A 23491-nucleotide genomic window follows, 5' to 3' on the forward strand; every position below is an offset into this window, starting at 1 on the left:
GGGCGGCATCGGGACCTGCGGTCTGTGCCGGTCGTCAGTCATCGAGCCTAGTCGACCCGTTCAACGGGTTTAGCCGCAGGCAGAGGTGGCACGGGGGCGACGGCGGCATCGGCCCGCGACGCGGCCAGGAGACGTCCGCAGACCATCGCGCCCACGGCCATCGCACCCCAACCGAGGCCGGTGCCGATCAGACCGTCGCGCGCGAGCATGAGCAGGCCCAGGCCTCCGATCGTCACCAATACCCATACCCCGGCATCGCGAAGCCGTCCGGCCCGCCGGGCGACGGGCGCGTCCCACAGCGGCAGCAGTCGGTTCTCCGTCGCACCCAGCAGTCTGATGGTCGGGATCATCAGCGCGACCAGCAGAATCGTCTCGGTGACGACCACCGACCACCCCAATCCGTCGGTCGGTCCCGTACGCGGCAGACCCGCCGCCCAGCCGAGCGCGATGACGAGGGCCAGCACCGGCAGGTGCCAGAGGTAGAGGGTCATCGCATTCCGGTTGCCGAGGACCACCCACCACCAGATCCGCGGGCGGGACACCAATCGCGACAATCGGGCCCACAGCGCGATCGCGAGCATGCAGAGGACGATCGCGTGGCCGGCGAGCAACGCCGTCGGCGGACTCATGTTGGACAGCTGCTGCCCGGGAACCGTCACCAGCGACACCTCGTATGGACCGAAGACGACCATCGCGACGTCGACCAGTAACGCGGCGAGCGCGGTTGCCGCAGCCACCGGCACGCTGACCAGCCGCTTGGCGTACCCGACCCCGAGCGCCGCCGGGATCATCCAGACGGTGACGAAGGTCAGGTCCCCGAGGCCGTCGAGGCCGGTGGTGAGGCGAAGCGTGTCGACGGCAGCGGTCAGCAACCACGCGCCGCCGACCACCACTCCCACGTCGCGTCCGGTCGAGATGCGCTGCATCAGCGGCAGGATGGCGAGCACGAGGAGGTAGGCACCGAGGAACCACAACAGCTGCACGCCCAGACGCGCGACGACGTCGGCGAGGGCGGATGCGTGGAACACGCGGAGAAGTCCGAGCACTCCCAGAACTGCGGCCAGGTACCAGAACACCGGCCGCAGCAGCCGCTGCGCACGGGTGAGCAGCCAGTGGCCGGGGCTCGGTGGCCGATCCGTGTCCCAGCCGTAGGTGGCGGCGGCCGCGCCGGCGAAGAAGAACAACGGCAGGATCTGCAGCACCCACGTGAGTGCCTGCAGGATCCGGGCGTCGGCGAGCAGGCTGCCCAGTTCGATGCCGTCGGAATCGATCTGCACGGTGAGCATCAACGAGTGGCCGGCGATGACGACCACGAGCGAGACGAGTCGGATGAGGTCGACGACGCGGTCCCGGGAACCGGTCAGTGCATCGAGCTCGCGGGCGGTGGGGATCGTGCGCTGTGACATGCGACGAGTCTCGCGAGATCGCGCCGCACCGGCCTGAGCACAATTACTCAGTCGGCGAGCGCAAACTCCCCCGTTCCCGATTTCGTAGAGGCTCTTCCCGGTTTCCGGGAGGAAGTTCTACCGAATCGTGGGGTTACCGGGCCGTGCGATGGACGCGGGCACTCGCGTAGAGGCAGATCGCGGCCGCGGCAGCGATGTTGAGGCTCTCCGCACGTCCCGCTATCGGTATGGAGACCCGATGATCGGCCAGTGCGAGGACATCGTCGGACAGGCCATGCGCCTCGTTGCCGAAGAGCCACGCGGTGGGGCCGGCGAGGATCGGATCGGCGGCGTCGAGGTCGGTGTCGCCGTCTGCCGCGGTGGCCAGCACAGCGACGCCGGCCGCCCGGATCGCCGACAACCCGTCGGTCACCGACCGCTCACGGGCCATCGGCAGATGGAAGATGGACCCCGCCGAGGAGCGAATGCTCTTGCCGTTGTGGGGATCCGCCGAATCCCCCAGTAGCACCATGGCGTCGGCGCCCATCGCGTCGGCACATCGGATCAGCGTCCCGACGTTGCCGGGCTCCCTCGGCTCGACGGCCACGGCCAGGAGTCGAGGGGCAGAGGCCAGCACCTCGGCCAGCGACCGGTCGAGGAGGGTGCACACCGCGAAGATGCCCGGCGGCGTGGTCGCCTCGGAGAGCTTGCCGACGGCCCGCTCGGTGAGGGTCTCGACATCCACACCGGCGGTCTGCGCGGCGCAGATCAGATCGGCGAAGCGACCGTCGTCCCCGTCGCGGACAAGCAGCGTCCGGACGCGACCGGTGTCGAGCGCTGCACCGACCGCGTTGGGCCCCTCGACGAGGAACCGGTTCTCGCTGCGCCGCACCGACGGGCGGTGGAGTTTGGCATACGACACGACCCGCGACGAACGTTCGGTGAGAACATCCATCGCGGGTCGTGAAGTGGTGCTCGGGTCGCCGATCAGGCGGCCGGTGCGTTCACATCGGCGGGCAGCGCGGTGCGCGCGACCTCGACGAGACCGGTGAAGGCCTCGGGGTCGGTGACGGCGATGTCGGCGAGGACCTTGCGGTCGACCTCGACACCCGCGGCCTTCAGGCCCTGGATGAAACGGTTGTAGGTGATGTCGTTGGCGCGGGCCGCCGCGTTGATACGCGCGATCCACAGCTTGCGGAACTCACCCTTGCGAGCGCGGCGATCGCGGTACGCGTAGGTCAGCGAGTGCAGCTGCTGCTCTTTGGCCTTGCGGTACAGACGCGACCGCTGACCCCGGTAGCCCTTGGAGGACTCGAGAACCGTACGACGCTTCTTCTGGGCGTTGACAGCCCTTTTCACGCGTGCCATTGGTTGATACCTCTTCGTTCGTCAGATGTCTGGGATGGGCGTGAACCGCGTCAGCGGTTCAGCAGTCGCTTGATGCGCGGTGCGTCGTTCTCGCTCACGACGGCGACGCCGTCGAGGCGGCGGGTCCGTCGCGACGACTTGTGCTCCAGCAGGTGGCGGCGGTTGGCCTTCTGGCGGAGGATCTTGCCGCTGCCGGACACCTTGAATCGCTTCGCGGTGCCCTTGTGGGTCTTGCTCTTGGGCATGTCTTTCCTTCGTTCAGGCGAACGTCGCCGCCCGTGTGACACGGGTGGCGTCGTCCACGATGGACTGGGGCGCTCGCGGGCGCACCGACCTTCGAGTCGGTCACGCCGCGCCGATGGCTATTCGGACGCTGTCTGACCGGCTGCCGGGCGCGGGGCCTGGTCGCGGGTCTCCTGCGCCTTCGCGCGGGTCTTCGCTCCCTTGTGCGGGGCGAGGACCATGGTCATGTTCCGGCCGTCCTGCTTGGCCGAGGTCTCGACGAAGCCGTAGTCGGCGACGTCGTTTCCGAGCCGCTGCAACAGGCGGTAGCCGAGTTCGGGTCGCGACTGCTCACGACCGCGGAACATGATGGTGACCTTCACCTTCGAACCCGCCTCGAGGAACCGGACGACGTGACCCTTCTTGGTCTCGTAGTCGTGGTCGTCGATCTTCGGGCGGAGCTTCTGCTCCTTGATGACGGTCATCTGCTGGTTGCGACGCGATTCACGCTGCTTCTGGGCCGCTTCGTACTTGAACTTGCCGTAGTCCATGATCTTGCACACGGGCGGACGCGCGTCGGGCGCGACCTCTACCAGGTCCAGGTCGGCCTCATAGGCCAGGCGAAGCGCATCTTCAACACGCACGATGCCCACCTGCTCCGAATTCGGTCCGACGAGTCGGACCTCTGGGACGCGGATGCGCTCGTTGATGCGGGTCTCAGTGCTGATGGGGCCTCCTTGATCAATGCTTCTGTGGTGGCCGCCGCGATCATTCGAGGTGCGAGGGGTTCCTCAGCAGAAGAGCCCCGGATGACGTGGTCATCGCGGGGCTCCGATACCGACCGGTTCGCTGCCGATGGGGCACATCGGTCGACGTCATCGACGCACCGTTGGGTGCGACGACCGTCGGTTGTGAACCGGACCGTGCAACTGCGGGGAACCCGTGTCGAACGGTGGGAGCGGAACTCCACTTGCGACCCCGGCATGCACCGGGGCGGTCGTACTGTGGGAGTCTAGCAGCCATGACCGACAACTCCTATTCGCCACCTGCGCATTCGGCTGGTGGCGGCCGGGATCCCGGTCGGGGGCAGACCGATCTCGATAACGTGCGCGACCTGGGCGATATTCCCGCCATCGAGGTCATCACCCGCTCGATCGTGATGCTGATGAGCGCCGCAGCCGAGAAACTCGGGCTCGCCGAGGGGGCGTCCGACGAGCACACCGATCTCGCCGAGGCGCGGACGCTGATCACCGCGCTGGCCGGGCTGGTCGACGCGTCGAAGGCAGACCTCGGCATCCACGCGGCACCCATTCGCGACGGGCTCAAGAGCCTGCAGCTGGCCTTCCGCGAGGCCAGTTCACATCCGGATGAGCCCGGCGACGGACCCGGTGAGAAGTACACCGGTCCGGTCCGCGACAGCCGGCGCTGAGTCAACCGTCCAAATCGATCGAAGACCTCGGTCCGGTGACCGCTCTACCCTGGAGGGATGAGTACACCCGGGTCCTCCTCCCCCGACGCATCGACTCCCGACCAGCCGACCGATACGCCGACGGGGCAGTCCTCGGATCCATCGGCCGCCGCGACATCCCGCGACGACGAGATCTTCGATGCCGAGATCGTCTCCCCGGGCACACCGATCCCACCGACGCCCGGCGATCCCCATCTGCCCGGGGCGCAGTACACCGACGCGGGCGTCCCGACCTTCGATTTCGTCCGCGACAAGATCGAGAACCGGATCGCGACCGCGATCGGTTCGGAGGAACTCGCCCACGAGTCGGCCGAGGGCCGGCAGGTCGACGAGATGATCCGCAAGCGCGACGAGGCCGCGAAGAAGAAGCTGGACGAGATCCGGAAGTCGATGGGCCAGGGGTGATCCGAACCGACGCGTAGGGACGCAGACCCGCGAGAGGCGCACGATCTGCCAGAGATCGTGCGCCTTCTGCGTCCGTTGCGTGCGGGCCTGACCTGCCGTCAGCCTGCGGTCGCGACCGACTCCTCGATGTCGAGGATGTCGGCCAGGAACCCGCCGGTATGACTCTCCGGCACCTCCGCGATGTCCTCGGGCGTGCCCTCTGCGATCACCGTGCCACCGCCGGTACCGCCTTCGGGTCCCATGTCGATCACCCAATCCGCCGTCTTGATGACGTCGAGGTTGTGCTCGATGACGATGACCGTGTTGCCCTTGTCGACGAGACCGTTGATGACGCCCAGGAGCTTCTTGATGTCCTCGAAGTGCAGTCCCGTGGTCGGCTCGTCCAGGATGTAGATGGTCCGGCCGGCCGACCGCTTCTGGAGTTCGGCCGCCAGCTTCACGCGCTGTGCCTCGCCGCCGGACAGCGTCGGCGCGGGCTGACCGAGCCGCACGTATCCGAGACCCACGTCCACCAGCGTCTTGAGGTACCGATGGATCGAGGTGACCGGCTCGAAGAAGTCGGCCGCCTCCTCGATCGGCATGTCGAGTACCTCGGAGATCGTCTTGCCCTTGTAGTGCACCTCGAGGGTCTCGCGGTTGTAGCGCGCGCCCTGACACACCTCGCACGGCACGTACACGTCCGGGAGGAAGTTCATCTCGATCTTGATCGTGCCCTCACCGGTACACGCCTCGCATCGGCCGCCCTTGACGTTGAACGAGAACCGGCCCGGCTGGTACCCGCGGACCTTCGCCTCGGTCGTCGCTGCGAACAACGTGCGGATCTTGTCGAAGACGCCGGTGTAGGTCGCCGGGTTGGATCGCGGGGTCCGACCGATCGGCGACTGATCGACACGGACCAGTTTGTCGAGCTGGTCGAGACCGTTGATCCGCTTGTGTCGACCGGGAACCTGCCGGGCCCCGTTCAGCTTGTTCGCCAGCACGGTCGCCAGGATGTCGTTGACCAACGTCGACTTGCCCGAACCCGACACCCCGGTCACCGCGGTGAGCACACCGAGCGGGAACGCCACGTCGATGCCGCGGAGGTTGTGCTCGCGTGCGCCGACGACGGTCAGCTGCCGCTTGCGGTTGATGGGACGACGGATCGCCGGGACCGGCAGCGACTCGCGACCCGACAGGTAGGCACCGGTCAACGACTTCCGGTTCTTCAACAGGTCGCGGTAGTTACCGCTGTGCACGACATGCCCGCCGTGCTCACCGGCGCGCGGACCGATGTCGACGATCCAGTCCGCCGCGCGGATGGTGTCCTCGTCGTGCTCGACGACGATCAGCGTGTTGCCCAGATCCCGCAGTCGGGTCAGGGTGTCGATGAGGCGACGGTTGTCGCGCTGGTGCAGACCGATCGACGGCTCGTCCAAGACGTAGAGGACGCCCGCGAGACCCGAACCGATCTGGGTGGCCAGGCGGATACGCTGCGCCTCACCGCCGGACAGTGAGCCCGCGGCCCGCGCCAGCGAGAGGTAGTCGAGCCCGACGTCGAGCAGGAACGTGATGCGGGCCTGGACCTCCTTGAGGACCGGCCCGGCGATGGCCTTCTGCCGACTGTCGAGCTGCAGACCGCTGAGATATTCGGCGCAGTCGGCCACCGACAGCGCGCACACGTCGGCGATGGACTTCGACGGGTACACCGGGTGGTCGAGCGTGACCGAGAGGATCTCGGGACGGAGTCGCGCGCCCTGGCACACCGGGCACGGGATGTCCCGCATGTAGCCCTCGTAACGTTCTTTCATCGCATCGGACTCGGTCTGTTCCATCCGCCGACTGAGGAACGACATGACGCCCTCGAACTCGGTGTAGTACGACCGCGTGCGGCCGTACCGGTTGCGGAACTTCACGTGGACCTGGTGGTCGCTGCCGTTGAGCAGCGCCTTGCGGGCCTTGACCGGCAGCTTCTTCCACGGTGTGTCGACGTCGAAGTCCATCTGATCGGCCAGACCGGTCATCAGACGGAGGAAATAGTCGGCGTTGTGGCCGCCCGACCACGGCGCGATCGCCCCCTCCGACAGCGAGAGGTCGGGATCCGGGACCACCAGTTCCTCGTCGACCTCCTTGCGGATGCCGAGACCGTCGCAGTCCGGGCACGCACCATAGGGCGTGTTGAACGAGAAGGAGCGCGGCTCGAGGTCGTCGATCGCGATGGGGTGCCCGTTCGGGCAGGCCATCCGCTCGGAGAACCGTCGCTCCCGCTGCGGGTCGTTCTCCTCGAGATCGACGAAGTCGAGCACGATGATGCCGTCGGCGAGCCGTAGACCGGTCTCGACCGAGTCGGTGAGACGCTGCTTGGCCGAAGACTTCACGACGAGGCGATCGATCACGACCTCGATGTCGTGCTTCTCCTGCTTCTTCAGCTTGGGCGGGTCGGTGAGCTGGTGCACGACCCCGTCCACGCGGGCACGTGAGAAACCCTGGGTCTGCAGGTCGGCGAAGAGATCGACGAACTCACCCTTGCGGGTCCGCACCACGGGTGCGAGCACCTGGAAGCGGGTGCCTTCGTCCATCTCCAGCACCTGGTCGACGATCTGCTGCGGGGTCTGCTTGGCAATCGCCGCGCCGCATTCCGGGCAGTGGGCACGGCCGGCTCGTGCGTACAGCAGTCGCAGGTAGTCGTAGACCTCCGTGATGGTGCCGACCGTCGACCGTGGATTGCGGTTGGTCGACTTCTGGTCGATGGACACCGCGGGCGACAGCCCCTCGATGAAGTCGACGTCCGGCTTGTCCATCTGTCCCAGGAACTGCCGCGCATAGGCTGACAGCGACTCGACGTACCGGCGCTGTCCCTCGGCGAAGATCGTGTCGAAGGCCAGCGAGGACTTCCCCGACCCCGACAGCCCGGTGAAGACGATGAGACTGTCCCGCGGGAGGTCCACGTCGATGCCGCGCAGGTTGTGTTCGCGGGCGCCGCGGACGATCAGGCGATCAACCACTTCTGTCCTTTACATGTCTGGCCGCGCGAATCCGAGGACGGTCGGCTGGGTCGTCGGATTCGGGCGGGTCTCCGGGCTGCTCGAGCGCACCCGACAACGGGCGCACGTGATGCCGCCGACAACCATAACGATGGCCACCGACAAAAGAGTCCTACCTGCTCGCACGGGGTACAGGCCACGGCAGGCCCGGTCGGGCCATCGGTGTCGGCGCAGGTCCGCCGGAGTTGTTCCCGAGCGCAACCACGGCCCCACGATACGCCGGTCGGATGGCCGGTGGACTCCGCGTGCGCTCACCGCGCGTACCGTCGCCGCGGCGTTAGCCTGTCATCCATGAGCCCCAGTGACACCGCGGTCACCGACGAGTACACCGGTGACCTCTCCAACTCCCCCGCACCACAACGCCGAACCCTGTCGACGGCCACCATCGTGAAGACCTCGGTGGGCCCGATGGACAACAACGTCTACGTGATCACCAGCCGCGCGACCGGCGATCAGCTGATCATCGACGCCGCGAACGACGCGGACCGCATCCTCGCCGTCGTCGAGGCACTCCCCGGGACGCCGCGATCGATCTTCACCACCCATCAGCACTTCGATCACTGGCAGGCGCTGGAGCGGGTCGCCACCGAACTCGGCGTACCGACCGCAACCGGTCGTCTGGACGCCGCCGAACTGCCGGTGGAACCCGATCGACTCATCGACGACGGTGACGTCATCGAAATCGGTGACCTCAGATTCGAGGCGATCCATCTGGTCGGTCACACGCCGGGCTCGATCGCGCTCGCCCTGACCGACGATGACGTCGTCCATCTGTTCACCGGCGACTCCTTGTTCCCCGGCGGTGTCGGGAAGACATGGCGACCGGAGGATTTCGAGACCCTCTACCGAGACGTCACCACCAAACTCTTCGACCGGTTCCCGGACTCCACGGTGGTCTATCCCGGGCACGGCACCGACACCACGCTCGGCACCGAACGTCCCGCTCTCCCGGAGTGGCGACAACGCGGCTGGTGAGATCCACCGAGGCCGTTTCACGGCGCCGCCTGCGGGTAATCTCGATTGCGCGCCGATCGCCGGGGCGGGTGTTCCGACCCATCCGATCGAGCGCACGGGCGCGAACCGTACCCGTGCACGAGCGCGAGCAGCATTACCGAAGCACCAGCGAACCGAACACGAACCAGCGAATCCGCAGCACCGAATCACCTGAGCTATCGAACCGAGACAATGTCGCCCCGAAACGAAGGTCGTGAACACCAATGATCCTGCGCCGCATCGCCCGTCCGCTCCTCGCCTCCGCCTTCATCGCATCGGGCGTCGACGCCTTGCGTACGCCCAAGCCGCTCGCCCAGACCGCTGCGCCGGTCGTCGACCGCGGACGTGAGGTGCTGCCGCCGGACGTCGCCGAGCGGATTCCGTCCGATCCGGAGACGCTGGTCCGCATCAACGCGGCCGCGCAGATCGGTGGCGGTGTGCTGCTGGCCACCGGCAAGCTGCCCCGAATCGCATCCGTGGTGCTCGCGGGTTCGGTGATCCCGTCGACGGTGTTCGGCGCCGACTTCTGGAACGAGGCCGACCCGGTCCGTAAGGAGCAGCAGCGCAACGCGTTCATCAAGAACGTCGGGCTGCTCGGGGGCGTGCTGCTGGCCGCCGCCGACACCGAGGGCAAGCCGTCGCTCGCGTGGCGCGGTCGACAGAAGGCGCAGGTCGTCGCTGCCGCACTGCCGCTGGGTGCGAGCGCGGGCTCGTCGGCGTGGGACTCTCTGCGCGACCGCGCACAGGAGGGCGCCCACGTGATCGGCGAGCGTTCCACCGACGCCGCCCACGTCATCGGTGACCGGTCGTCCGAGGTCGCCGACTGGTTGGAGAAGCACGGGCCCGAGTTGGCAGATGCGGCTCGCGAGCGTTCGGCCGAGGCCGCGGACTGGATCAGCGAGCACGCCCCGACACTCGCCGAAGCTGCCCGTGATCGCTCCGCCGACGCCGCCGCCCGACTGCGCGACCAGCTCCCCGAATTGGCCGACACCGCACGCGAGCGCTCGGCCGAGGCCGCGGGCAAGGTCCGGGATCGGGCACCCGAATTGGCCGAGGTGGCGCGCGATCGTTCGGCGGAGGCTGCCGCGCGCCTACGTGATCGGGCACCCGAGTTCGCCGACTCCGCACGGGACTGGGCCGAGACCGCACGCGACAAGGCACAGGACCAGGCTGATGCCGCGCGCTCCTGGGCCGAGTCGGCTCGCGACAAGGCACAGGATCAGGCGCACGAGGGCCGGCGCCTGTGGCGGAAGGCCCGCTCATAGTCACACCGTTCGATCCGCCCCGGCCGCGGCCAGCCCCGGCCGGGTGCGGTGATCGCCCCGCTCATGAGTACCCCTGGACCGACGGTGTCCCGTCCGCCCCGGTCGGACCGTCCCCCTCGGCCGACCACCGGCTGGTCGTGTCGGTCGGTTCCAACTCGAGCCCCCGGGTCGTCGCGGACAAGCTCGACATCGCCCCTGATGAAGCCCGTCGCCGCATCGGCTCGGTGACCGTCTGCGGAGTGGCGATCGGTCATTCGGCCCATGTCTCCAGACGCGGTTTCGTCGCAGCGGCACCGTATGCGGCGCCCGATCACCGACTGTCGACCACTGCGCTGTGGTTGGCCGAGGACGAACTCGACTGCCTCGACGCCACCGAACCGAACTACCGCCGGATCAGCGTGTCGACAGGCGTGTTCCGGCTCACGACGGTCGACTCGAGGGGCGAGGAAATACTTCCCGGCGTTCGGGAGTTCGATCTCTACGACTCCCTGCACGGTGTGCTCGCCAGCACCCCGCACGGTATGCCAGCCGACCGCGAGGTGCTCGCCGACCGCGAAGTGCTCCCCTTCGGCACCCAGACCGCCGTGTACGGGTGGCTCGCCCACCGACTCATCGACACCGACCTGACCGGCTCCGCCGAACAACTCTGCTCCCGACTCGCACAGCCCGCGATCGGCACCGACCTCACCCATCGGATCCATGCCGCCGGTCTGGCCCGCGCGTCGGCTCTCTCCCCTGTCGAACGGATCCCATCGTGACCACCGAGATCTCCGCCGACCCGAAGGTCGACGAGGAACAGACCCATCTCGATGCGGTGTACGCGCGTCTGGACCGCATGCGCGCCACCACCCGCCGTCGCCTCGACTCGACGCTGCGAGAAGCAGGCGACACCCCCCAGGCGTTGTCGGAGCGCGAGTCGTACGAGCGTCTGTACACCGAAGATCTGGCCAAATTCGATGCGGCCGAACACAACCTGTACTTCGGCAGGCTCGATCTCGACAGCGACGAGATCCGCCGGATCGGTCGGATCGGCATCCTCGACGACGACGCGGCCGATTCGACACTGCTGTTGGACTGGCGAGCGCCGCTGGCACGACCGTTCTATCTCGCGACCCCGGCCGCCCCGGAGGACGTGGCCCGCCGCAGACACATCCGTACTCGCAGCAGGCACGTCCGCGGCGTCAGCGACGAGCACCTGATCGGCGGCGAGATCCCGGCCGATGTCGAGGCCCACGGCGACGTGGTCAACGAGTCGGCTTTGGTCGCGGCGCTGGATGCGGCGCGCACGGGCGAGATGACCGACATCGTCGAGACGATCCAACGCGAGCAGGATCTGATCATCCGCTCGACCCACCGCGGGGTCACCGTCATCCAGGGCGGTCCGGGCACCGGCAAGACGGCCGTCGCGCTCCACCGGGCCGCATACCTTCTGTACACGCACCGGGACATCCTGTCGCGCAGCGGCATCCTCATCATCGGACCGAATCCCGACTTCCTCAACTACATCGGGCAGGTGCTCCCCTCACTCGGTGAGTCCGGTGTGCTGTTGTCGACCATCGCCGACCTCTTCCCGGGCGTCGGCGCACGGGCATCGGAGTCCCGCCGGACCCTCGCGGTGAAGGGGGACGTCCGGATGGTCGACGTGATCAAGAGAGCCGTGCGGGCCCGCCAGTCGCTGCCGGGATCACCGGAGACCGTGTTCTTCGACGGATACCCGGTCACCATCGATTCCACCCTGGTCAAGGCCGCTCGCGCGAAGGCCCGCAGCACTCGACGGCCCCACAACCTCGCACAGCCCGCGTTCATCCGCGCGGCGATGGACGAACTGGCACGTGCACACGCACGTACGATCGGCGCCAGCCTGCTCGACGGATCGCAGATGCTCAGTGCGTCGGACATCGCCGACATCCGCGACGAGATGCGTGCCGACCCCGAGATCCGCCGGACGGTGGCGCGGTTCTGGCCGCTGCTCACCCCACAGGGGATGTTGCGTGACCTGCTGTCGGACCCCGCCGCGGTCCGCAAGGCGACACCCGGCTGGTCCGACGAGGACCGGACCGCACTGCTACGCCCACACCGGCCGGCCCTGACCGACGACGCCGACCTCGGCCCCGCCGACGTCCCGTTGCTCGACGAACTCGCGGAGTTGATCGGCTACGGCACCGAAGATGCCGAGAACGCCGAGAAGGCACGCTGGCGCCGACAACTCGCCGAGGCCCAGGATGCGCTGGACATCCTGACCGGTTCGGCTCCACAGGATCTCGAGGACGAACTCGATCCCGAGATCCTGATGGCCTACGACCTGATCGATGCCGAGCAGCTCGCCGCACGTCAGACCGAGACGCGCCGGCTGACGACCGCCGAACGCGCGCACGGCGATCGTCAGTGGACGTTCGGACACGTGATCGTCGACGAGGCGCAGGAACTGTCCGCGATGGCGTGGCGGATGATCATGCGCCGCATCCCGAATCGATGGATGACGATCATCGGCGACACAGCACAGACCGGCGACCTCGCCGGCACGACTTCGTGGCGCGAGGTCCTGGAGCCGTATGTCGCCGACCGCTGGCACCTACGCGAGTTGTCGGTCAACTACCGCACGCCATCCGAGATCACCCGGTACGCGAACCGTGTGCTGACGCGGATCGCCCCGGATCAGGCGGCGCCGACCTCGCTGCGCAGCAACGGGATGCAACCTGTCGCGATTCCGGTGGACGGCGATCCGTCGACTGCCGCCGTGGATGCCGCCCTCGGCACCGATGTCGCCGGTCTGACCGCGATCATCGCACCGGACGCCGCGGTCGCTGCGATCTCTGCCGCCGTCGAGGCCCGGGCGCTCGCGGATCCACCGCGCGTGCTCACCGTGAGCGCGTGCAAGGGACTCGAGTTCGACACGACTGTCGTCGTCGATCCGGGTCGGCTGATCGACCAGTCGCCGCGCGGACACAGCGACCTCTATGTCGCGCTCACCCGAGCGACCCAGGAGCTGATCGTCGTCCACTCGGACCCGCTACCGCCCGAATTGGCCGACCTGCCCGGCCGCGACTGACCCTGCTCGCCACGGCCTGGACGTTCCTCCGGACCGGTCAGCGACGGTCGGACTCGAGCATCGCGGCCTCGACGATCGGCATCCATGTCGGCAGCGCGTCGCCGCCGATGATCGCGAGGTGATCGACGGCGACGTCCATTCGCCGGAGCCCGCCGGTGATGTGCGGTGTCCAGCGCGCCACCAGGGCGTCCGGGTCGTCCTTGTCCGCCGCGGCCACCACGACGATCGCGTCACCCGAGAGGATCTGCGGTCGGTGTCGTCCCGTCAGATCGTCCGAGGCGATCATGCGGTCGAGCATGCGGTCGAACGCGCGCGGGCTCAGCAGTCCCAGTCCGACGATCCGCGCACGCAACGCCGCGGCCATCGCTTCGGGATCGTCACCGACGCCGTCGAGTTCGTCGACGTCGATCACCTCGCGCCAGCCACCGAGGAGGCCTTCGAGAACGGCTCGGCGAGCATCGATCTCGAGAACCTGCCCGTTCACCGCGTCGGTCTCCGCCCCGGCCGACACCGGTGCGAGCTCGCGCGCCGCATCAGGATCGGTGAGAGCCGGATCGACGACAGGGGGCTGGATGACAGTGGGTTCGGTGACACGGATCGTGGTCGGGACGCTGCCGCCCGGTTCGACCGACAACGTCGGCGCCTGGCCTGCCGGGAAGCTGTCGACCAGTGCGAGCAACCCGACCTCGTGTCCTCGTGAGCGGAGCTCCACCGCCATGTCGTGTGCGATCACGCCACCGATCGACCAGCCGAGCAGGTGATAGGGCCCGTTCGGCGCGACTCGCCGGATCTCGTCCACGTAGCGCCGGGCGAGATCGTGGATCGATGCGTCGGGTCGACCGTCGGCCACCACGTACGGATCCTGCAGCCCGTAGACCGGACGATCGTCGAGGTGGGGTGCGAGGCCGCCGAAGAGCCACGACAGCCCGTCGGCCGGGTGGATGCAGAACAGCGGCGGGCGTGAGCCCTCGGCGCGGAGCGGGACGACGACGTCAGGGGTCGGCTTCCCGGATTGGTCGGTGAACTCGACGACGTCGGTAGCCGCATCGGCGACCTCGGGAGCGATCGCCACGACCTCGACGTCGGAGACCGACCCGGTAGGCGCGATTCCCACGGTGGGCGTCTCGTGTGTCGCGGCTGCGATCCGTGACCCGAGATCGCGCGGGGTGGGCCCGCTGAACACCCATGCGACTTCGACCGGCACCCCGGACTCCCGGCGCAGCCGCGAGACGAGATGGATCGCCGAGAGCGACGAGCCGCCGAGATCGAAGAACGACTGTCCTGCCCGATCCACGGACGTACCGGTGACATCAGCCATCGCATCGGCGACCATCCGCTCCCAGCGACCGATCGGCCGTCCGTCTGCCGCCGGGACGTCCACCTCGGGCATCAGTTCGTGGAGCCGGGCACCGTCGATCGTCCCATCGGCGGCCCTGGGGATCTCCGAGACGATGACGACCGCCGGCGGGACCTCGTGTGCGGGCAGGTGTTCGGCCAGGCGCCGGCGCAACAGGTCGGCACCGGGCGCCACCGCCGAATCGCGCCGGACCACGGCTGCCCGCAGTCGCGTGCCGTCCACCGCGTCCTCTGCGTGGACACTCGCGTCCGCGATGCCGTCGACCGTCGAGAGAGTCGACTCGACATGGTCGAGATCGACGCGACGACCGCGGATCCGGACGTGCCGATCCGACCGGCCCAGATGCTCGAGTCGCGGCGTGCCGTCGCCGCCGGTGGTCCACCGCCCGACATGTCCGGTGGGGACGTCCAGCTCACCACCGACGGGGTCCAGATCACCACCGACGGAGTCGAGATCGACCGCCCGCAGGTACACCTCGCCCGGAACGCCACGTGGCACCGGGCGATGGAGTCGATCGAGCACCACGACCGCGCGGTCGGCGACACCGGTGCCGTCGGACATGGGATCGGACCAGGGCACCTCGTCCGGCGCCGCGATCACCACCGGGGTGCCGATCGTGTCGACCGTTGCGAGCACCGTATCCGGATCGCCGACGATGGCGTCGACCATGCGCAGGAACACCTCTCGGATGACCTCGATCATCTCCACGTCGAAGAGGGCCGTGGCGTAGTCGATCTCACCGTCGATCAGCAGCTCCCCGGCGCTGCCGACGTGTTCGGCGAGGCCGAGGGTCAGATCCACCTTCGCCGGCGGCGCCCCCGGGTCGAGGGCACTGATCTCGAGGTCCGCGATCCGCCGGCTGTCGATCGGCGGATCCGCAGGTGGCCGGCCGGTGAGGTCCGACAGGTAGTTGATCATCACCTGGACCAACGGCGCGTGTGCAGTGGAGCGAGCTGGTGCCAGCCGCTCGACGAGGGACTCGAACGGGATGTCGGCGTGGGCGAATGCCGCGAGGTCGGTATCACGTACTCGCAGGAGCAGATCGCGGCCGGTCTGGTGATCGGTGTGGATGGTCCGTAGGACCACCGTGTTGACGAACATACCGATCAGGTCGACGGTCGCCGGGTGGGTGCGTCCCGACAGCGCGGCACCTATCAACACGTCGTCGACGTCCGCGATGCGTGCGATGGTCTCCGCGAAAGCGGCGTGACACACCATGAACGATGTGGTTCCGGTTGTGCGCGCCACGTCGGCGATCGACGCGGCGCGTCGCGCTCCGAGCTCGATCCGGACTCGGCCGCCGGTGGCATCCATCACCTCGGGTCGGGGACGGTTCGTCGGTACCTCGATCATCTCCGGCACCGCGTCCAGGGTCCGTTCCCAGAATGCGTACTGCGCCGCCATGATCGAGGTCGGTTCGTCGATCTCACCGAGCGTCGTCCGCTGCCACAGTGTGTGGTCGGCATACCCCACAGTCGGCGCGACGAGAGGCTCTCCCCGCGCGTCGACCCGCCGCTCGTAACCGCCGAGGAGTTCGCGGGCGAAGATCTGGAGCGACGCGGCATCACCGGCGATGTGGTGGATGACCACCACGACGCGATGTGTCGGAGATCCGTCGGGATCAGGCGTGCCGGCCCCGGACGGGCCGTCGGTTTCGCGGGCGATGCCCATCCGGATCGGGAGGTCGGATGTGACATCGAAGCCCTCGGACATGAGTGCCATCGTCTCGTCGACCGTGCTGCCCGAGACTCGGCGCAGCATCGACGCAGCCACGTCGAGATCCAGGATCTGTTGCCGCGGAGTCCCGTCGGCTCCCATCGGGTAGACCGTCCGCAACGGTTCGTGACGCCCGATCACGTCGAGCATCGCCTGCCGGAGAGCATCGATGTCGAGGTGTCCCCGAACCTGTAACGCGAAGGGCATGTTGTAGACCGGCGACGCGACGTCGAACTGGTTGATGAACCAGATGCGCTGCTGAGCGTGTGACAGCGGGATCGACGCCGGGCGATCACCACGCACCAGCGGTGTCGCGGCCGCCCGCCGGCGGGCGAGCGTGCGCGCCAGTCCCCGGACCGTCGGTGAACTGAAGATGCTGCGGACGTCGAGGTCGACGCCGAAGGCTTCCGACAGTCTGCCCACCACCCGCATCGCGGCCAGCGAGTTGCCGCCGAGATCGAAGAACGGCACCGTCACCGAGACCTCTTCCAGGCCGAGGACGTCCGCGATCACGTCGGCAACCGCACGCTCGACCGCGTCGGCCGGCTCGACGAGCTCGGGTGTCGCGACCTCCGGCGCCGGTAGTCGTCGACGATCGAGCTTGCCGGTCGGGGTGGTCGGCAGGTCGTCGAGGACGACCCACCGTGTGGGCCGCATGTACTCGGGCAGCCGACCGCCCACCTCGTCGCGCAGGACATCGACGGGCGCGGTGCCCACGACGTAACCCACCAGTGCGTCTCCACCGTGTCCGTGATGGACCGCGACCGCCGCCTGCCCGACGCCCTCGATCTGCTGCAGGACCGCCTCGATCTCACCGAGCTCGATGCGTTGCCCCCGCAGTTTGACCTGGAGATCGGCGCGGCCCAGATACTCCAGCTCTCCGTCCGCCGACCATCGCACGAGATCGCCGGTGCGATAGAGGCGCTCGCCGGTCGTGCCCGTCGGGTCGGCGACGAACCGCTCGGCGGTGAGATCAGGGCGCGCCGCGTAACCCCGCGCCAACTGCGCGCCACCGACATACAGCTCGCCGGTCACCCCGACGGGCGTCGGCCGCAGCCGGTCGTCGAGCACCCATGTCGTGCTGTTGTCGGCAGGGCCGCCGATGGGCAGGTGGTCTTCGTCCGCACGCACCACGTGGCCGGTCACCTCGACCGCGGTCTCGGTGGGCCCGTAGGTGTTGTCGATGACGGCATTCGGGACCATCGCCGCCATCGTGCGGGCGACTGCGCCGGTGAGCACTTCTCCGGACGCCTGGATGCGTCGGAGACCGGACAGCGACGCGACGCGTCCCGGATCGGACGCGACCGCCTCGGCGAACGCGGCCATCATCGACGGCACGAAGTGCACGCTTGTCACCCGATGCCGCCGGATCACGTCGACGAGCCGAGTCGGATCGACGTGCGCCCCGTCGGCGGAGATGACCATGCGCGCACCGAACAGCAACGGCGCGTACAGCTCCGGTACCGAGACGTCGAAGGTGGCAGGTGTCTTCAGCAGCACGGCGTCGTCAATACCCAGCGGTGCTCGCCGCTGCATCCAGGCCAGGCGGTTCAGTACCGCGCGGTGGGTCTGCGTGACGCCCTTCGGGGTTCCGGTCGATCCTGACGTGAACATCGTGTACAGCGCGTTGTCGGAGCGGATCCCGCTCGCGGGAACCGGGAGGTCGGCGATCACGTCGACGGGTGTCGTGGCGTCCACCGTCACCGTCTCGATCGCGACTCCGGCAACCGGGGCCGGTAGGTCGTCGGCCACCACCACCAGCCGGACATCCGCGCTGTCGACCATGGCGGCAGCACGTGCCGCAGGGGCCGCGGGGTCGATGGTCACGTACGCGCCGCCGGCCCAGCCGATCGCATGGATGGCGATCACCAGTTCGATCGACCGCGGGATGCACACGCCGACGGAGACATCCGGGCCGACTCCGCGGTCGGTGAGGTGGGCTGCGAGATCGGACACGCGGAGGACGAATTCGCGGTAGGTCAGCGAACGCTCCCCCGCGTCTATCGCGACGGCGTCGGGAATCTGCGCGGCCCTCTCGGCGATGGCCTCGGGGATCGTCTGCCACCTCTGTGGGACGTGTCGCCCCGAGACCACTGCGGCGATCCGCGAACGCTCGGCGTCGTCGTCGATCTCGATGTCACCGACCGCGGTGTCATCGATCCCGGTGTCATCGACCGGCCGGCCGGCGCGTCGCCCATCGTCCGCGAACGGCGCCTGCTCGTCGGTGATCGCCTCGAGCACGCGGACCAGCCGGTCGCCGACGGTCGCGATCGACCCACTGTCGAACAGATCTGCGGCGTAGACGATCTCCACTTCCCAGTCGTCTCCGTCCGGAGCCAGGCCGACCGCGATGGTGAGATCGAGCGGCGTGGTGGCCACGCCGGTGGAGACAGGCGTGATCTCCAGCTCACCCGGATCGGCTCCCGGCTCGACGAGTGCCGGTCCTCCCGAGACCGCCGGCAGAACCGACAACATCACCTGGGCCAGGGGGGCGAACGCCTCGGATCGATGCGGCGACAGCCGGTCCACCAGATACTCGAATGGGACGTCGACGCGACTGAGCGCATCGAGGTCGTCGGATCGGATCTGCGACATCAGGTCACCGATCGACTGATCCGGATCGACATGGGTTCGCAGGACGATGGTGTTGACGAACATGCCCACCAGATCGTCGAGGTCCGCATGTCCTCGCCCGGCGACCGGCGTGCTGATCACCACGTCGCGCCCGGCGGTCAGTCGGGCCAAGAGGATCGCGGTGGCGGCGTGCAGCACCATGAACTCCGTGAGTCCGTGGCGGCGAGCACACTCGACGATCCGCGTGGCGAGGTCGGCCGGGATCGCCGTCCGTATCTGAGCACCACGCTGGGAGGCGACGACCGGACGCGGTCGATCGGTGGGCAACGGCAGGAGATCGGGTAGCCCGGTGAGTCGGTCGACCCAGTACTCGGCCTGCCGGCCGAGGACCGACTCCGGGTCGTCGACGTCGCCGAAGGTGTCCCGTTGCCAGACTGCATGATCGGCGAACTGGACCGGTAGCTCGGCGAAGTCGGGTACGCGACCCTCGGATCGCGCGCGATAGGCCGCTGCCAGATCGACGGTCAAGGGCCGCATCGACTGTCCGTCGGCTGCGATGTGATGCAGGACCAGCGCGACGATGTACTCCCGGGGCCCGGCGACGAGCACGCGGACACGAATCGGTAGGTCCTGCGTGACGTCGAAGCCCGTGGTGCCCAGGATCTCCGCGGCATCCGGGCTCGCCGAGGTATCACCATCGGCAGCTGATCCTGTTCCCGCGACCGACGTCGGGGCGTCGAGGACCTCCCACACCAGGCGATCGCGTGCGTCGCGGGCCGACAGGATCTGCTGGTAGGGCACCCCTGCATCGGCGGGGAACACGGTACGGAGCACCTCGTGGCGATCGAGCAGATCGTCGACTGCGGTACGCAGCGCACTGAGGTCTACTCCGCCGCGGAGTCGGAGCACCAGCGGGATCGTGTACGCCGACGTTCCTGGGTCGAAGCGGTTGAGGAACCAGATCCGTTGCTGCGCATAGGACAACGGGATACGTGATGGCCGGTCACCGGACCTGAGTGGTCGTAGCGCGGCGTCGGTTCCGGGGGCGGCGTCGAGCCGCCGCGCGAGTCTCCGGACGGTCGGTGCCTCGAAGATGTCCCGGACACCGACCCGCACACCGAGTTCATCGGAGGCCCGCGCACTGACCCGGGTTGCCGACAACGAGTTCCCGCCCGCGGCGAAGAAGTCGACCGTGACGCCGATGCTGTCGTCACCGAGAACGTCTCCGACTATCGTCGCGAGGATCTGCTCGGTGCGTCCCACCGGTGGCGTGTACGCCTCGACGGGGACGGGCGCGACGGTGGGAAGCGCTGCCCGGTCGATCTTTCCGATCGGGTTGCGCGGCAACGCGTCGAGGGCGGTCATCGTCGCCGGGACCATGTACCCGGGGACCCGCGCCGCGAGGAAGGCGCGGACGTCCTCCACGTCGATCTCGAGCTCGTCGGCAGGTTCGAGGTACCCGGCGAGAGCCGTGATCGGATCGCCCACCGAGACGACAGCTGCGGCACGCACCGCCGGGTGATCGGTGAGGGTCCGTTCGATCTCCCCCAGCTCGAGACGCTGCCCGCGCAGCTTCACCTGATGGTCGGTGCGCCCCACGTAGACGAGCCGGCCGTCGACGGTACGACGGACCAGGTCCCCGGTTCGGTACATCACGGCACCGGGCGAACCCGTCGGTGCGGCGACGAAGCGCTCCGCGGTAGCGGACGCTCGTCGGTGATACCCGCGTGCCAGGGCGGGTCCACGCAGATACAGCTCGCCCACGACGCCCGGCGGCACCGGATGGAGTCGGTCGTCGAGGACCTCGGCGATCACGCCGGGCACCGGTCGGCCGAGGTGGACCGGTTCTCGCGTCGAGATCGGCGGTGAGGTCACCGATATGACCGTGGTCTCTGTAGGTCCGTAGCCGTTGTGGACCTCGAGATGTACTGCCCACTTGTTCTTCTCGGCGTCGGGCACCGCCTCGCCGCCCAGCAACAGATGAGTCAACGGCAGGATCGCCGGGTCCGGTAGCGACGCAGCCACCGAGGTGACGAGGAACGCGTGGGTGACACCGCCGGCGATCATGTACTCGGCCAGTTCCCGGCCGCCGATCACGTCGGGCGGGGTGACGACCAGGGTCGCGGCGCTGCCGTAGGTTCCGAGGATCTCGAGGATGGCCGCATCGAAAGCCGGTGAGCTGATCCCCAGCCAGCGTGCATCCGCTCCGGAACCGTGTCGGTCGGACAAGACGTGCGCCACTCCGGCGAGACCCGTGTGGGTGACCAGGACGCCCTTGGGTTCACCGGTGGACCCGGACGTGAAGATGAGATAGGCGCCGTCGTCGTGGCGGAGGGCCCGGGTGCGATCGGCATCCGTCGGTGGGACCGGGGCGAGTTCGGGCGCGTGACGCACGTTCTCGATCTGTTCCGGATCGAGCACCAACCATTCGACGCCGCCCCACCCGGCACCGTCCGAATGCGCACCGACTGCGTGCGCGTCGACGATCGAGGCATCGGTGATCCCGAGCCGCGCGCCGCTGGCCGACAGCACGCGCCGGATACGGTCGGCCGGGTACCGCGGATCGACCGGGCAGTAGACGGCACCTGCCTTGGCGATGGCCCACAACGCGAGCTGCGTGGTCGCCGACCGGGGTAGCAGACTGACCACGACATCGTCCGGTCCGATCCCCTTCGCGATGAGCCGGCGGGCCAGGCGGGTGCTCGCGGCGTCGAGATCGGCGTAACTCCACGTCCCCTCGGCGGCGACGACCGCGGGGTGGTGCGGGCGGGCCGCTGCGGCGCGGGTCAGCATGTCGGGCAGGAGGATCGGCGAGGGCTCGGGATCAGTGGAATGGATGATCGCAGACGGGTCGTCGGCGAGCCGCAGGGCGAGATCGCCGACGAGGCGCGAGTCGTCGGCCACCGCCGAGGACAGGATCTCGACGAAGCGGCTGCCCAGACGACGTGCCGACGAGTCGGTGTGGAGGTCGGTGGCGTAGGTGATCGTGCCCTGCCACGGCGCTCCCGGGGTGCGCCCCGTCTGCACCCCGATCGTGAGGTCGACCTTGGCGGATGCATCCTGGACGACCACCGGCTCGACCCCGAGGTCGGCCGCGGCAGGTATCGCGTTTGCGCCGTCGGCAGCATCGGAGGTGGTCAGCAACACCTGGACCAGAGGCGCGAAGGCATCCGAGCGCGGCACGCCGAGCGCGTCCACCACATCGTCGAACGGGATGTCCGCGTGGGCGAAAGCCTCGAGATCGACGGCGCCGACGTGGTCGAGGAGTTCGTCGAATCGATCCCCGTGGCGCACGGTGGTCCGGAGGGCGACCGTGTTGACGAACATGCCGATCAGGTCGTCGACTGCGGGAGCTCCTCGGCCCGCCGTGGCGGTGCCGATCACCACGTCGGAGGTACCGGACAGTCGACTCACGGTCGCGGCGAGGGCGGCGTGCAACACCATGAACTCGGTGAGGCCGCGGCGGCGTGCGACGACGCGGACCCTGTCGGCGGTCCGGCCCGGGACGGTGAAGCGGACGGTTGCGCCCGCCCCCGACAGTCGGTGTGGCCGTGGGTGGTGCGTCGGCAGGTCGAGCAGAGAGGGCGCCCCGGTCAGGTGATCGACCCGGTCGCGGAGTCGCTGCTCGGCGTCGGTATCCACGCGGGTGAGATCGAGCACGTGGTCGGCGTACTGCTTCCGGAGCGCGGGCCATCGTGGCTCGGTGCCCGATGTTCGGGCGAGATAGGCGCTCATGAGGTCGCGGGCGAGGACAGGCCCGGACTCGCCGTCGGCGGCGATGTGGTGGACGGTGATGACCAGCAGCGCATGACCGGTGTCGTCCCGACGGCTCACCCTGGCCCGCACCGGGAGATCGCGGACGAGGTCGTACGGACGCTCGACGAGGTCGAGTGCGTCGGCGTCGGTGTCGACGAACGACCAGTCGACTGCGCCACCCGACGGCAGGATCTCCTGGATCGGCAGGCCCTCCGGGCCGGCGGGGTACCTGGTGCGCAAGATCTCATGCCGGTCGACGACGTCGACCAGTGCGGCCTCCACCACGTCCAGGTCCACCGCGCCACCGAGCCGGAACGCGAACGGGATCACATAGCTCGCCACGGTCGGGTCGTACTGGTTGAGGAACCACATCCGACGCTGGGCCGACGATGTGGGGAGGATCGGCGGCCGCGGCATCGGATCGGCCGTGTGCCGCGGGGCAACCCCGGGACGGGTGGCGAGCAGAGTTGCCAGTCCACGGACCGTCGGGGCTTCGAAGACATCACGGATACCGACCTCGACCGCAAGCCGTTCGGCGACGCGGGCCGTCACCCGGGTGGCCGCCAGCGAGTTGCCGCCGATGTCGAAGAAGTCGTCGGTGGCCGAGACCTCCGCGACACCGACACCGAGCACGTCGGCGAAGACCTCGGCGATCATCTGCTCGGCAGGCGTTGTGGGTACCTGGTGCTCATCGGCCTCGCGGACCGGGGCGGGTAACGCTCGACGGTCGATCTTGCCGGACGTGGTCAGCGGCATCTCGTCCAGGAATACCCAGGCAGACGGTCGCATGTAGGCCGGGAGTGACCGTGCCGCAGCATGAACCGTGTCCTGATCGACATCTGGTCCGACGACGTGGGCCACCAACTGCTCCCCGGCCGGGAGTCGCATCACGCTGACGGCGGTGCTGGTGACG

The 23491-nt window shown here is 68.5% G+C and carries 13 protein-coding genes; 6 read left to right on the plus strand and 7 right to left on the minus strand.

From position 1 onward, the window contains the following. Positions 1-47: 47 nt before the first annotated feature. The 5 genes from GS4_RS24080 to infC all read right to left on the minus strand — a co-directional run bounded on the left by GS4_RS24080 (position 48) and on the right by infC (position 3721). Positions 48-1406 (minus strand): acyltransferase family protein, encoded by a 1359-nt coding sequence (locus GS4_RS24080; protein ID WP_007625562.1) that lies wholly within the window; start codon positions 1404-1406, stop codon positions 48-50. A 133-nt stretch (positions 1407-1539) separates the two neighbouring features. After that, on the minus strand, positions 1540-2340 hold the full coding sequence (locus GS4_RS24085) for a TrmH family RNA methyltransferase (RefSeq protein ID WP_007625564.1): 801 nt from the start codon (positions 2338-2340) through the stop codon (positions 1540-1542). A 32-nt stretch (positions 2341-2372) separates the two neighbouring features. Then, positions 2373-2753 (minus strand): 50S ribosomal protein L20, encoded by a 381-nt coding sequence (rplT, locus tag GS4_RS24090; RefSeq protein ID WP_007625566.1) that lies wholly within the window; start codon positions 2751-2753, stop codon positions 2373-2375. A gap of 50 nt (positions 2754-2803) precedes the next feature. Continuing rightward, positions 2804-2998 carry a 50S ribosomal protein L35 gene (rpmI, locus tag GS4_RS24095; protein ID WP_007625580.1) on the minus strand — a complete coding sequence of 65 codons (195 nt, stop codon included), beginning with the start codon at positions 2996-2998 and terminating at the stop codon, positions 2804-2806. 117 nt (positions 2999-3115) lie between these two features. Then, entirely contained in the window at positions 3116-3721 is a 606-nt protein-coding gene (gene infC / locus GS4_RS24100; protein ID WP_083862843.1) for a translation initiation factor IF-3, read from the minus strand. 275 nt (positions 3722-3996) lie between these two features. Between infC and GS4_RS24105 the strand changes: the two genes are divergently transcribed. Further along, a complete protein-coding gene (locus GS4_RS24105; protein WP_007625585.1) occupies positions 3997-4404 on the plus strand; it encodes a DUF1844 domain-containing protein in 408 nt (135 codons plus the stop codon). Between the two features lie 57 nt (positions 4405-4461). After that, the gene (locus GS4_RS24110; RefSeq protein ID WP_007625587.1) at positions 4462-4848 is read left to right on the plus strand and encodes a hypothetical protein; all 387 of its coding nucleotides are present in this window, start codon (positions 4462-4464) and stop codon (positions 4846-4848) included. A 98-nt stretch (positions 4849-4946) separates the two neighbouring features. Here GS4_RS24110 and uvrA read toward each other — a convergent pair whose 3' ends face one another. Continuing rightward, positions 4947-7829, minus strand: a complete 2883-nt coding sequence (gene uvrA / locus GS4_RS24115) for an excinuclease ABC subunit UvrA (RefSeq protein ID WP_007625589.1) — start codon at positions 7827-7829, stop codon at positions 4947-4949. A gap of 330 nt (positions 7830-8159) precedes the next feature. Here uvrA and GS4_RS24120 point away from each other — a divergent pair, with 330 nt between their 5' ends. The 4 genes from GS4_RS24120 (at position 8160) to GS4_RS24135 (ending at position 13175) form a co-directional block, all read left to right on the plus strand. Next, complete coding sequence (locus GS4_RS24120) at positions 8160-8843, plus strand: MBL fold metallo-hydrolase (protein ID WP_007625597.1); 684 nt, start codon at positions 8160-8162, stop codon at positions 8841-8843. A 242-nt stretch (positions 8844-9085) separates the two neighbouring features. Continuing rightward, positions 9086-10126, plus strand: a complete 1041-nt coding sequence (locus GS4_RS24125; RefSeq protein ID WP_007625599.1) for a DoxX family protein — start codon at positions 9086-9088, stop codon at positions 10124-10126. 137 nt (positions 10127-10263) lie between these two features. Beyond that, positions 10264-10884, plus strand: a complete 621-nt coding sequence (locus GS4_RS25375; RefSeq protein WP_083862844.1) for a hypothetical protein — start codon at positions 10264-10266, stop codon at positions 10882-10884. Beyond that, positions 10881-13175 (plus strand): HelD family protein, encoded by a 2295-nt coding sequence (locus GS4_RS24135; protein ID WP_007625603.1) that lies wholly within the window; start codon positions 10881-10883, stop codon positions 13173-13175. Before GS4_RS25375 ends, GS4_RS24135 begins: the two co-directional genes overlap by 4 nt. Positions 13176-13212: 37 nt before the next feature. On the opposite strand, the gene GS4_RS24140 is transcribed toward GS4_RS24135, so the two are convergent. Further along, positions 13213-23367, minus strand: a complete 10155-nt coding sequence (locus GS4_RS24140) for a non-ribosomal peptide synthetase (protein WP_245555816.1) — start codon at positions 23365-23367, stop codon at positions 13213-13215. Positions 23368-23491: the final 124 nt, after the last annotated feature.

The organism is Gordonia soli NBRC 108243 (assembly GCF_000334455.1).
Taxonomy (GTDB): domain Bacteria; phylum Actinomycetota; class Actinomycetes; order Mycobacteriales; family Mycobacteriaceae; genus Gordonia; species Gordonia soli.

What these genes read in the sequence shown, in the direction of transcription:
- GS4_RS24080 (WP_007625562.1), bottom strand. Translation starts at nt 1,406, where the DNA reads ATGTCACAGCGCACGATCCCCACCGCCCGCGAGCTCGATGCACTGACC.
- GS4_RS24085 (WP_007625564.1), bottom strand. Translation starts at nt 2,340, where the DNA reads ATGGATGTTCTCACCGAACGTTCGTCGCGGGTCGTGTCGTATGCCAAA.
- rplT (WP_007625566.1), bottom strand. Translation starts at nt 2,753, where the DNA reads ATGGCACGCGTGAAAAGGGCTGTCAACGCCCAGAAGAAGCGTCGTACG.
- rpmI (WP_007625580.1), bottom strand. Translation starts at nt 2,998, where the DNA reads ATGCCCAAGAGCAAGACCCACAAGGGCACCGCGAAGCGATTCAAGGTG.
- GS4_RS24105 (WP_007625585.1), top strand. Translation starts at nt 3,997, where the DNA reads ATGACCGACAACTCCTATTCGCCACCTGCGCATTCGGCTGGTGGCGGC.
- GS4_RS24110 (WP_007625587.1), top strand. Translation starts at nt 4,462, where the DNA reads ATGAGTACACCCGGGTCCTCCTCCCCCGACGCATCGACTCCCGACCAG.
- GS4_RS24120 (WP_007625597.1), top strand. Translation starts at nt 8,160, where the DNA reads ATGAGCCCCAGTGACACCGCGGTCACCGACGAGTACACCGGTGACCTC.
- GS4_RS24125 (WP_007625599.1), top strand. Translation starts at nt 9,086, where the DNA reads ATGATCCTGCGCCGCATCGCCCGTCCGCTCCTCGCCTCCGCCTTCATC.
- GS4_RS24140 (WP_245555816.1), bottom strand. Translation starts at nt 23,367, where the DNA reads ATGCGACCGTCTGCCTGGGTATTCCTGGACGAGATGCCGCTGACCACG.